The 12,053-nt window shown below is 40.0% G+C and carries 9 protein-coding genes; 6 read left to right on the forward strand and 3 right to left on the reverse strand.

Annotation, left to right across the window (positions count from 1 at the left end):
- Positions 1-96 precede the first annotated feature (96 nt).
- The 3 genes from AB4027_RS04705 to AB4027_RS04715 all read left to right on the forward strand — a co-directional run bounded on the left by AB4027_RS04705 (position 97) and on the right by AB4027_RS04715 (position 5,338).
- The gene (locus AB4027_RS04705; RefSeq protein ID WP_368646186.1) at positions 97-1,101 is read left to right on the forward strand and encodes a hypothetical protein; all 1,005 of its coding nucleotides are present in this window, start codon (positions 97-99) and stop codon (positions 1,099-1,101) included.
- A gap of 505 nt (positions 1,102-1,606) precedes the next feature.
- Positions 1,607-3,307 (forward strand): hypothetical protein, encoded by a 1,701-nt coding sequence (locus AB4027_RS04710; RefSeq protein WP_368646187.1) that lies wholly within the window; start codon positions 1,607-1,609, stop codon positions 3,305-3,307.
- A 15-nt stretch (positions 3,308-3,322) separates the two neighbouring features.
- The gene (locus AB4027_RS04715; protein WP_368646188.1) at positions 3,323-5,338 is read left to right on the forward strand and encodes a hypothetical protein; all 2,016 of its coding nucleotides are present in this window, start codon (positions 3,323-3,325) and stop codon (positions 5,336-5,338) included.
- A 304-nt stretch (positions 5,339-5,642) separates the two neighbouring features.
- Here AB4027_RS04715 and AB4027_RS04720 read toward each other — a convergent pair whose 3' ends face one another.
- The 3 genes from AB4027_RS04720 to AB4027_RS04730 form a co-directional block, all read right to left on the reverse strand.
- A complete protein-coding gene (locus AB4027_RS04720) occupies positions 5,643-6,257 on the reverse strand; it encodes a hypothetical protein (protein ID WP_368646189.1) in 615 nt (204 codons plus the stop codon).
- A gap of 354 nt (positions 6,258-6,611) precedes the next feature.
- Positions 6,612-7,220 carry a plasmid pRiA4b ORF-3 family protein gene (locus AB4027_RS04725; protein ID WP_368646190.1) on the reverse strand — a complete coding sequence of 203 codons (609 nt, stop codon included), beginning with the start codon at positions 7,218-7,220 and terminating at the stop codon, positions 6,612-6,614.
- 278 nt (positions 7,221-7,498) lie between these two features.
- The gene (locus AB4027_RS04730; protein WP_368646191.1) at positions 7,499-8,410 is read right to left on the reverse strand and encodes a nuclease-related domain-containing protein; all 912 of its coding nucleotides are present in this window, start codon (positions 8,408-8,410) and stop codon (positions 7,499-7,501) included.
- 482 nt (positions 8,411-8,892) lie between these two features.
- Between AB4027_RS04730 and AB4027_RS04735 the strand changes: the two genes are divergently transcribed.
- From AB4027_RS04735 to AB4027_RS04745, 3 genes are all read left to right on the forward strand, one after another.
- Positions 8,893-9,453 (forward strand): sigma-70 family RNA polymerase sigma factor, encoded by a 561-nt coding sequence (locus AB4027_RS04735; protein ID WP_368646192.1) that lies wholly within the window; start codon positions 8,893-8,895, stop codon positions 9,451-9,453.
- A 21-nt stretch (positions 9,454-9,474) separates the two neighbouring features.
- Positions 9,475-10,323: an N-acetylmuramoyl-L-alanine amidase gene (locus AB4027_RS04740; protein ID WP_368646193.1), complete on the forward strand. Its 849-nt coding sequence runs from the start codon at positions 9,475-9,477 to the stop codon at positions 10,321-10,323.
- Between the two features lie 276 nt (positions 10,324-10,599).
- Positions 10,600-11,997: a DUF4301 family protein gene (locus tag AB4027_RS04745; protein WP_368646194.1), complete on the forward strand. Its 1,398-nt coding sequence runs from the start codon at positions 10,600-10,602 to the stop codon at positions 11,995-11,997.
- Positions 11,998-12,053: the final 56 nt, after the last annotated feature.

Here is a 12,053-nt window from a genome sequence, read left to right on the forward strand (position 1 = left end):
GGTATGACGTTCACATCTAGTAAACAATATCCAAATCAGGCAGTCGTTCCTTACGCGTTTAATCGAAGATCTCATATATCTGGAGGAGAATAAATAATGAAAAAATGGTTGACCCTGCCACTTTTACTTGTTTTTATGACCGCTTGCAATGACGGAACCGACGAGATGTACAACAATTCCTTTCGAGACGGATTAGACTATATTGCTGCAGAAGATTTTATCCGCGCTGAGGTGTATTTCGAACAAGCACTTGAAGCGCGTCCTGACGATCAGCGCACACAAGACTTTATCGACCAGCTCAAACATTATCAGCAAGCTTTAGAATACTTTGACATGGAACAATATGCTGATTCCATGGAAGAACTGGAATTTGTTTTAGATACAGAGAATGGCTCAGCGGGCATGGCAGCGAAAGCTCAGGACATGTTCGACAACGCTCAGTTGGAACTTGAGAAACTAACTGTAGAGGCTGAAACAGAAGCAGATGAAGAAGATGAAGAAGCAAAACCAGAAGTAGAGGAAGCTGAGCCCGAAAAAGATATCAATTCAGAAGAGTTAGTTGAGGATGACTTAGAGATTGACACTTTAGAGAAAGAACAACCCGAAAAGAATGAAACGGATCAAAGTGATGCTGAAGTTGAGCAAGTTGATATGGTGGTAGCAGAAGAAACCGAAAAGGCTACTGAATCCAACAGCTCTGTGGAATCCGAGCCTGAAGCTGCAGCATATGCATTTGAAGATTTCCAAGGGTACTATGCGAACTTTGAAGGAGAGCCATATAATTCAGAAATGGTCCATCTAATTATCATCACTGACAGTAAGTACTATGATATCGTCATTGGATGGGGAGAATATGCAGCTTACGATATCGTCGATTATAGCGTTGACGATAATTCTTTGTTCATAGCTTACAATCCACCAGAAACTGAAGAAATTGGAATGGAGCTTGATGCGGGAAGTATTAGTTACTCTATGTATGAGAATAGCAATAGCGAAAAAGAATTAATAAGCCAATATAGTCATACTTACTATCCACTGACAAAGACTGATTTTATCAATACAGGCTTGAATCCAGCTATAGGAGAACTAGGAGAGTTTTAGTAACACAAATTAAAGAACTGATCATATGAAACCTTCTGTATTCAAGTGGCATGTCGGCAGACATGAACTATTATTATACAGAAGGTTTTTTGATTTAGCTATATATCTATAGTGGCTCTCTTGTCCGTAGCCGCTGGTTCTTTTCTCCCAACAAGTGGCACTATTTGTCCGCAATGTTTAATCTGAAAGGGTGTGTTATTTTCCGTATTAAAACCTTACTGTGTACTTAAGATATCTTAAGGTTAACAAGAGGGCGTTAGGAATCACATATACCTAGCTATTCATCGGTACCACTAAGGTGACTTTATCAGTCTTATACTTTCTATCAAATACTTAAAGGTTTTTTAGGAATATTAATGCATTCATTCACTAATCAAGGTATACTAATAGTATATACATAAAGCGCATACAAAAATTCACTAGAGCTATTTCTTTCATTTGCTAGTAAAAGCATTATTCTAATTAAAAAGAAGTGAAAAAACAGATCAGATATAGAGGATGTGTCGTGTTAGCAGGGTCACTTTTAAAAAAATTTATAGAAGAAGGTGAGAAGATGCCTGATAATATAGGCAATCAATCAGAAGATGAATTAAAGAACAAGGAAAAGAATAGTAATAATAAGAGAAAAACAATCCTTAATTCTGTTGGTACCAGTATGTCGCAACAAGATCTAAATCAACTTCATGGCGAAGCGACAAGCCAAATGATACAAGCTCAAAAGGGTATCCGAGTAGATTCTTTTGGTAATCATCGGACTTATAACGGGAGAAGTTTCGAAGATATTTCTAATTATAAAATAAATAAAGAGTACGAAAGTCAAAATATTAAACAGCAAGCTGGTTTTTCAGCTGAGTTGATAAAAGAAGCTCGTGATAACAAAGAAGCTATTTTAAGAGGAGATAAAACGCGCACTAGAACCACAGACGATGTGGGTACGACAAATGATACAAAGCATGATCACGTGAGAATAGATGAACATGGTCAAATCATTGATAATTCTGGTTCACAACTAAAAGTCTATGGTTATAAAACCCACAGCAACGGTTCGATTAAAAGTTATGATGTCTTGGATAAAATTGTAAAAAAAAATTCTTCTTGGGATAGGTATGAAACAATTGAAATACCTAGTGATCAATATGATGGAGTCTTAAAGCAAGCGGCTGAGAAAAGTAACAGTTTAAGAGAGCAAGGGAAAAAACTTTTAGAAAGAGGAGACACTAAGAAAGCACAAGAACGATTTGATCAGGCTGAGCGATATGAAACGATCAAAAGTAAGGTAAAGAAATCGAATTTCACATACGATGAAGCGATTCAAAATAGAAAGAATCATTTTAAATTTACAGCTAAAGAGGTTGCAAAAGATTCTCATAATGCTGGAGTAGAGGCGGTAAAGGCTTCCTTTATAATGTCGAGTAGCCTGTCAGTTGGACAGAATTTATTTCAAGTTTTATACAACGATAAAGACATTGAAGAGGCCGCTAAAGATGTTGGAATAGATGTAGTAAAAACCAGTGCCGTTGCATATACAACAGGTGCTTCTGGGACAGCTATAAAGGCTATGATGCATGGTTCCAGAAATCAAACAATTAGTCGCTTAGGTACGACCAATGCCCCAACGATGCTAGTTACTAGTATCACACAGACAACGACAAGCTTGATTCGTTATGGAAAAGGTGAAATTGACGAGTATCAATTACTGGAAGAACTCGGTGAAAAAGGGACAGGGATGGTTGCGGCCAGTTATGGAGCAGCGGTGGGTGGTGTCGTTGGAGCTACCATTGGTACAGCAATTTTACCTGGTGCAGGAACTGCTGTTTTGGGTACAGCGGGTAGTTTTATTGGTGCAACTTTGGGGAGTACGATGAGTAGTGTTCTCTATAAAGGAACCATGGAAGCTTTAGAAGAAGAAAAATTATCATTTGAGAGAAGAAAAGTTATCGAAGAAATTTCCGAACAATCGGTTCAAGCAATGAACGCTTATCGAGAATCTTTAATTGCGTACTCAAATCAAGTCTATTCTGAACGAGAAGAAGTTATAAGAAAAAGTTTAGATAATTTAAATCACTGTATACTCAATAATGATGTTGACAGTTATTTTAAAACTATGAATCAGCTTGGTAATACCTTTGGGGTTAAATTGCAATTCGATTCTTTCGAAGAGTTTGATGAATTTATGACAGATAAAGACACAATTTTTAAATTATAATAGGGGGCAATTAATATGTCAATTACATTATTATCAGCAGCTATTATGGCTATTTCCACTGCGGCTGGTACAAGTGGAACCGTGATGGGAGCAAAAGGAGCATCAAAATCAAAGATAGCTGATTTAATTCAAGAAGAAGCAGAAACCATCCTTAAAAATGAACAAGAGAATCTCACTGTAACTAGAGAGTTAACGAGTGAAGTTATTCAACTTTTAGGTGAATTAAAACTAGAAGCCTCTTCAGAAGACATAGATAAGTTTGTAAAGACATTTTCTCAAATAAAAAATATTGAGTTAGGAGAAAGTGTTGGTTTAGATGAGATTTCCAAGATGAACTTGACGAATGAGAGTTTGAAAGAAATGAAGAAAGTATCGATTGATGCAAAGGAAATTATCTCAGGTAGTGCTGCTGGTTTAGGGTCGGGGATTTTACTAGGTTGGGGCTCTTACGGTGGAGTTATGGCATTAGGGACTGCAAGCACTGGAACAGCAATTGGTTCTCTTTCGGGAGCAGCAGCAACAAATGCAACCCTCGCCTGGTTAGGCGGTGGATCGTTAGCAAGTGGTGGCGGAGGAATAGCTTTAGGTACACAAGTACTTGGAGGTGTCGTTGCTGGCCCGGCTATACTACTTGCTGGTGGCATTTATAAGGCTCGTTCAAACACAAAATTAAATAATTCTTATTCAAATTTAGCCCAAGCCAAAGTAGCTGTTGCTGAAATGAAAAAGGCTGATGCTGAATTAAAAGTCATTTCTAGAAACGCTTATCAATTAAATAATTTATTTAATGTTATTCGCCAAATCCTTCGTGAAGGGAATACATTAATGAAAGAAATAGTAGACACAAAGACTGAGTGGTCAGCTTATACAGTCAAGGAGAAGAATGTCGTTGCTTCAACAACAAAAGCCGCTCAATTAGTCAAAGCACTGATTGATATTCCACTGCTTACGGACGATGGAATTCTTACCCAAGAAATTAGAAATTTGCAGGGCAATATAGACGTGACAGAGGCATATGAATCCAAAACAATAGGTGCGATTGAATTAGAAAATGAAACAGTCAAAAATGAAGAAATCCCAGAACATTTATTAAGAGAAACTAGTAGTGAAAGTCTATTCGAAGAACATGTTGACCTCAAAGAGGCTATTATCGAAATGTCTAAATCTTTCGAAAAAAATATAGCTTCATCTGTGTATATAGGAAATGAGCATATTCCAAGACGAAAATTAAATAGTGCAAAAGTTAAATATGCTGGTGCCGTTCCAGTAAAAGATGTCTTGGTTTTGGTCGATGATCATGTTCTAAAGACGGGCGGTCAAGGAGTAATAATTACATCTGAAGCGATGTATATAAGTGTTTTCGGTAAAATGATGGGACAAGGAAAAATACCCTTTAAAGAAATTGTTTACGCCGAAATAGATGAAGAAGACGATCAATATTTTAAGGTGCATACGCATGATGGCTTATTAATCGATTCAACAAACAGTAATAAATTTTATGCTGCTTCAAATGCTTCATTATACGTTGAATTCTTGAATGCCATAGTGGAGTTGATTCCATTTTCTGTAGAAAATGAATCTAATCTGGATGAAGCGGAGCTTATTGAGAAAAAGATGCACACTCTCGTGAAACAATGGTCTCAGAATACAAAAAGCACCTATAATATATATCATAAAGAGAATATCCCTCATAAAAAATTAACGAATGCTATAAAGACTTATGCGAATTTAGTGGATAGAGATAACGTTATTGGTTTATTTGATACCACTCTTTTTGGCAATGGCAAAGCGGGTGCACTTATTACTAATAAATCGATGTATATCAAGATGGACTTTGAAAAACCTGGAAAAGAAAGTATCAAGTTTGATCGAGTTAAACGTGCTGTTTTAAAAGATGAAAATAAATTCTATGTTGAGAAAAAGAGTGGTAGAAAAGTAGATAGTGGTACTAGTGATCAAACATTTCGTATGAGTAGTGATGCAAATGAATTTGTCGACTTTATCAATCAAGCATCTGAAATTCATAAGTAACAGGGCTTGTATTGTCTACATTAATATGAATGCGACTACTGATGAAAGCAAGATAGTGAGATTAACCAAGCTGAAAAGTTGTTCAGATTTGGTGGCCAATCATTCTGTCACAAAAGAAGAGCTGAAAGCAGCCAGAAAAACTGTGTTGGCTAAGCAGAAGCGACTCACTTCAAACAATGGGATAGAAACACGAGCTGGAACCAAAAGAAAGTTATTCCTCAAAAATATATTAGAATACACAAAAAACGTTGAGCTGTGATTTGGCTCAACGTTTTTTGTGTAGAAATGATGACTAACATTTTGATTATCTTTTCTTCTTATTCTTTTTGGCTTGTGTTTTAAAGTACTTTAAGCGCATTTTCTTCTCGCGAGCGATTCTCTCTTCCGGTGTGAGCGAAGTAGCCGACGCTTGTTGGCGCTGCTTTTTACGAGGCTTAGGTTTTTCGGTTTCTGCCGGCTTTTCTTGAGAAGTAGTTTCTTCGCTTGACTCACCGGAGTCTACTGGTTTATCTGATTCAGTATCGGCAGTTTTATCTGCTGCTTTAGGCGCCCATAGCTGACCGTCAGCGTTAAAGACTAATCCGTGTTCGATAAGACTTAAGACACGTTCCTGTTCTTTATCTGACAAATCGTCATTGATTTCAAGTGGCTCTTTAGCATTCACGACTTTATTCAAGTAAAACGCTTTAAGGTCTTCGTTAGATTCTAACAGTTCTGACTGTGCTGATTCCATCCACTCAATCAATGCTTCAATGATCTCTGCCTTTTTCCAGCTTTTAGCAATGTCCAGATCGAACCGTTCGATAAAATGAGCCAGCTGCTTTTTAGTGTACTGGTTCAATGCCGCCTCTAAGGGCTGTTCCTCAGGCGCTTTCTTTATTTCTAATTCATTGATCGTCTGTATTAACTTTTCGTTCATAATAAATTTTCTCCTTTTACCCAGATATAACAAGTGTACCATAAAAACTCTACATCCTCACAGTTTTTTCGCGCATACACGGTGAGACAGGGGGATTTGCAAGTTGAAAGAAAGAAATTTTTCGCCCGGCGTAAAATAACAGCCTTGAAAAGGGAAGAAACGTCACAAGTGAAGAGAATTTTTTGGTTCACTTGTCAAGATTATGCAGAAACGACATAAGCGTGGATAGAAAGTACGGCTCACTTGTCACGATTAACGAGAAATGTAACAAGTGGACGATTATTATCCTTTCACTTATGACGTTCTAGCTATAAAGAAAAAGCTGGCCGAGCCAGCTTTTACATATCTATTAGATCAAATAAAGTCATCTCGATTCATAAACTCGTCTTTCCAGTTGTCGTATCTGTAGGTGTCGTTGATGTCTTCAACGATTTCTTTGCCGTTCGGGTTAGTCAGATCGAGCTGGCCGGTCATCAGATCACGACGGCCGTCTTCATAAGGCGCATCGTTTTTCGCTTTTGTGCAGAGTGGATACTGGATGTTGGGGTCTGGGGTCAATATTTTTTCTAAAACGATCTCATGCTCCCAGTCGTCTCTGAAATCATAGGTGAAAAGCGCCCGGTCTTTTTCCTGCTTGAACCAGTCCGACAAATTTTCGTTATCATCGAGCAGATAGCGGGGGAGGTCATAGTCTTCCGGGTGAGTGAGCTTTTGTCTAAGCATGAGCAAAAGTGGATCACTTTCAGTCATCGGCGTACTTTCCTCAGGACCGATTCGGGTACTGTTCAACCGCTTTCCGTCTGACTTTCTTATATCAAATTCATATAGATGATACCCCGACCAGTCAAACGCCGCCATAAGTATGTAGTGAAACTCCTCAAACGTCGTCTCGCTGTCCACTTGAAGCCTACGCCACACCGGCATCCCAACGTCCTTTAGTGTCACTTTGAATTGATAGATCATAGTCGCACCTTCTTTAATTTTATGGCTTTATGATACCAGAAGTGGTGAGTGAATCACAGAGATTCTGTCATACAAAACAGTCGAATCGTTACAAGTGAGTTTAAGAATTACTCTCACTTGTAACGATTAAGCAGGAACTTAACAAGTGGAAAGAAATAGTGAGGTCACTTGAAAGACTATCCCGAAACGTGACAAGTGAAGCGTATTATTTTATCCACTTATCGAGTTTTCAGAGACAAGGAGGAGATTTTTCGCCAGGCGAAAAATAACATCTTGTATTAGTCGTCAGTATAGTAGCTGCCGCGCCCACGGTTATGCACTCGGTAGTTATTCTCCAACACTCTTCGAATTCTAGACTTCTTCCAGTCATTCCCGCACCAGGTATGCGCAACCTCTTTCGACAGCGGGATGTCTGGAAAAAGTAGTTTGAATTCTTCAATGCTTCGGTAAATCGCCTTAGTAGCCGCTTCTTTGTGACCACAGACATTGCAATAAATATTCTGACGGCTTTTACTATAGGAAAAAGAGTCGCAGTTAAAGCAGCGTATCCCTTTTTTTAGCTGATCGAAGGAGTAGGCAGGCAAGTTAGTCGGGCGATACAAATCGTCGTGCCTAGTGATGAGCTGTTGGGCAAGATTTAGGTTCTCATCTGACTGTTTCGGCAAGTTGCCAGCTATTTTTTTGAAGTGACCAGGAAGCTGACTGGCAAACAAAATCGTTTCTCTCTTTGGTAGATCGTAAATGTAACAATCGGGATGAATAAAGACGGCGCGTACTTGAATGTCGATGTTATGCCCCAGCTTTATTAGTAAATTGTGCAGATAAGCCCGTTTACGTTCTGCCTGAGCAACCGGATCCTGCAGTGCATAACCGGACGATGCGTACAGAGAATCATTCTTGTGTACGTACGTCCCGCTGTAATTTTTCACTTCGAATAAATAGATGGTCTCATCTGTGATCAGCAGCGAATCGATCTGGTAAAAAGTATCTCTGGTAGTCAAAAGTAGGTCATTTATTATAAGACCGCTAATGTCCGACTCGTTTAGGATACGGTCAAATGACAGCTCCCCGTCAAATCCCTTAATCTGGTTTTCATACTGTCCTTTTTCAGTGGAAGACAAGACCATTCGGTTATTTAAAGATTCTAGAATGCGGTGACTGACCGATTTCGAACGCTCTTTCAGTATCATTTCATCAAACTCCTTTTAAGTCATAGCTAACTCTACATACTATATATATGCAAAAGAAATGAAATCTCACGAAAATTCATAAGGAAATTTTTCGCCGGGCGAAAAATAACAGCCTTTAAAGCTATTAACGTAACAAGTGACGAGAAATACTGAGGCCACTTGTAACGTTTAATCAGAAACATAACAAGTCGGAAGAAAAAACGGGTTCACTTATGACGATTATCGAGAAACGTCACAAGTGAACCGAGATTCTGTACTCACTTGTAAAGATTCCACATAAACTTCATTAGAATTCACTGAAATAGTCGCTATTTAGCTGACATTTTGGTCTGATCTGGAACCAAATTAAAGGATTCAGTCTGTTTCGTCTTAGAATCTATCTATTTCGTCACTTTGAATGAGAAAGCATTCCAGCGTAAATTAAGGGTGTACAAAGGCCATGTACGAATACACTTAGAAGATCTTCTGGAACAGGATAACAGATGAAAACGCAGGAGAAGAAACGATGTTTGACGGAAGAGATGGCGGCTGACTTTTTCTTTGTTCACGATACCATCGTCTACGGGGCACTGAAGAAATGCCAGATCCCTTATAATCATCCGGACTATGAAGACTATGTCCAGATTGGACGGCTGAAACTGGTGGAAGCTTATGAGTCCTTTCCGAAAGACTTAACGGAAGAAGAAGCTTTTTATCAGTTCACGGGCTATGCCTTTCAGAAAGTGAAGTGGGGTATCCTTGACGAGATACGGATAATGGTCCGACGGGCTGAACGGGAGATGCCGATGCCGGAAGACTTTGAGCCGATGGTCGTGGTTGATAAGTCGGGGGTGGATGAAGATGTACTAATGCGCGACGTGTATCAGTCGATGCTGTCATGTCTCACAGAAATGGAACAGACGTATTTGAACGATGCCGTGATCCATCAGCTGTCGGTGACGGATATCGCAAAAAAGCGGGGCGTGAGCCGGAAAACAGTATATACCTGGCGTCAACGCGTAGCTGAGAAGCTGTCACAATACAAGTCAGTATTAAAAAACTAATCGGAGAAAGAAGGAAACGAAATGAGAAAATCAATCATACTGGATGCCGGACACGGTGGAAGTGATCCGGGAGCGAGCGGCTTTGGGATACTGGAAAAAGACTGGAACTTAAAAATCACATTGTATCAGTACAAGCGCTTGAAAGACTTGGGTGCCGATGTGTATCTGACGCGAGACAGAGATTTGACGCTGGAACATGTGCAGCGAGTGGCCCGGATCAAGAATCAGTATGCCATCTGTGTTTCCAATCACTGGAATGCTTTTAACGGACAGGCACGGGGAATCGAAACGATCCATTCTGTCCATGCCAAGCCGCTTTTTGCGGAGGATCTGGCTGAACGTCTGGTGGGAGCGACACAACTCCCTTTACGCCGGGTGTTCTCACGGACGATGAAGCCGGGGGTGGATTACTACTACATGCACCGACTGACTGGAAAGACGGAAACTATCATCATCGAGTACGGTTTTATCGATAATGTGACGGATCATCAGGCGTATCTAAAGGACGATGTGTTTTACGCAGCTGCTGAAGCAGTGATCGAAGGGATATGCAAGAAAATCGGGATCGGTTATAAGCGTCAGGAGAGAGAAGGTTCTAGTAAGATAGAAACTGAAACACCGGTTAAGGCAGTCAAGTCTGGAAATTACAGTGGGAAGCGACTAGTAAGCCACCACAACGGCAAACTGCGCTTTTACAACAAGCCCAGCTGGGAAGACAAGGACGTCTTCGGCTACGTCACCAAAGGTCAGGGCTTCCCGACTATCTTGGAGAAAGTGACCGTCGGGCGCGGGGCACAGTATAAAGTGAAGAACTCGAAAGGAAAGGTATTCTATATCACTGCCAGTCCTGTGTATGTCAGTGTGAAATAAAGTGTTTGGTTAATTAGAAGAAAGGATCTGCCAGAGCGTCAAAACGGCAGATTCTTTTTTTTTGCAAAAATAAACGTAATTTCTATTGAAAATAGCTGTGGACAGTGACCCCATTCATAATTTAAACTGACTAAATATCTTACAAACGTATCACGATGGGTAAGTAAATTAGAATCCCTTTGAAAAAAATGATATAGTAAGCATTAATAGATACAGCAGAAAACGAGACATTAAATCAACTCGATTCACATCACACATAAGGAGCGTTTGTATTGTATGGACATGGATAAATTTAAACACGGGAATAAGTATGTGGACATTGTGCGGTCGGTCACCGCTGATGAACTGACGGCTGCTGAAGGGATCAATGAAGCCTACACAAATCATAAATGTATGAAGTTTATACCCGCCAGCGGCGCAGCGACACGGATGTTCAAGGACTTATATACATATTTAGAAAACAGAGAAGAGACACCTTTCATCCGTCGTTTTTTTGAGAACCTTCACCATTTTGCCTTTTACAGGGATTTAGTCGGAGATGAAAATAAGATGGATGCCGGCAAACGTGATCAAGCAGACAAAGCGAAAATCATTGATCGTCTATTAACCAGTAAGCTGAAGTACGGGAATTTTCCAAAAGCACTGATTAAAATGCATGCCTACGAAAACACAACGGCGACGCCTATCGATGAGCATATTTTTGAAGGCGAGCAGTACCTTGATCCAGAAGCTGTCGATCTGCATTTTACGATCGCTCCGGAGCATGAAGACCTGTTCAACGACTATATCACCGGGCTTGTCTCGGATAAACCGCACGTAGCAATCACTTATTCCTTTCAAAAAGGGGAAACGAATACTCCGGCAGCCGATATGGAGAATGAGCCGTTTTTACTTGAAAACGGCGAAGTGTTGTATCGTCCCGGTGGGCATGGCTCCTTGCTTGAGAATCTGAATGATCTAGATGCGGACATCCTGTTCATTAAAAACATAGACAACGTGTGCCATAGAAGTCAGGTAGAAGACACGATCCAGTCGAAGAAAGAACTGGCTTCTGTCGGACTCAAAGTCAAAACACAGATTGATAGTTATATAAAAGACTTAAAAGCAGACGATTATGATTTAGATGATATTGAGACCTTCATGAAAGAAACACTGAATATCTCGCTGAAAAAAGAACTCACCAAAGAGTGGGCCCTGTATTTCCTAAACAGACCTCTACGCGTGTGCGGGATGGTTAAAAATAGCGGTGAACCCGGCGGCGGACCGTTCGTGGTCGACAATGGCGATTATCTTGATCTGCAGATCTGCGAGAAATCGGAGATCGACTTAACTGATCCACATAAGCAGGAGATCTTCAATTCGTCTCAGTTTTTTAATCCCGTAGACTTGGTGTGCTTTGTTAAAGACTATAAAGGACAGAAGTTCAACTTAATGGATTACCGAAAGGAAGACCGTTACTTTATCACCGAAAAATCCTATAAAGGGAGACCCTTAAAGGCACTTGAACATCCCGGGCTGTGGAACGGATCGATGCATCACTGGAACACCCTGTTTGTCGAAGTCCCTGAGTCGACCTTCAACCCAGTGAAGAATGTCAATGATCTATTAAGAGAAGGACATCGCGAAGCGACAGATGATTCGATCGAAGCAAAAGCGAATAGAGTTATTGTCTAAACGGAACCTTTTTAATACTGATTATTTTTCAAATAAAAAAAAGAGTTTTAGAGAAA

The sequence above is a fragment of the Alkalibacterium putridalgicola genome, assembly GCF_040959045.1.
Classification (GTDB): domain Bacteria; phylum Bacillota; class Bacilli; order Lactobacillales; family Carnobacteriaceae_A; genus Alkalibacterium; species Alkalibacterium putridalgicola.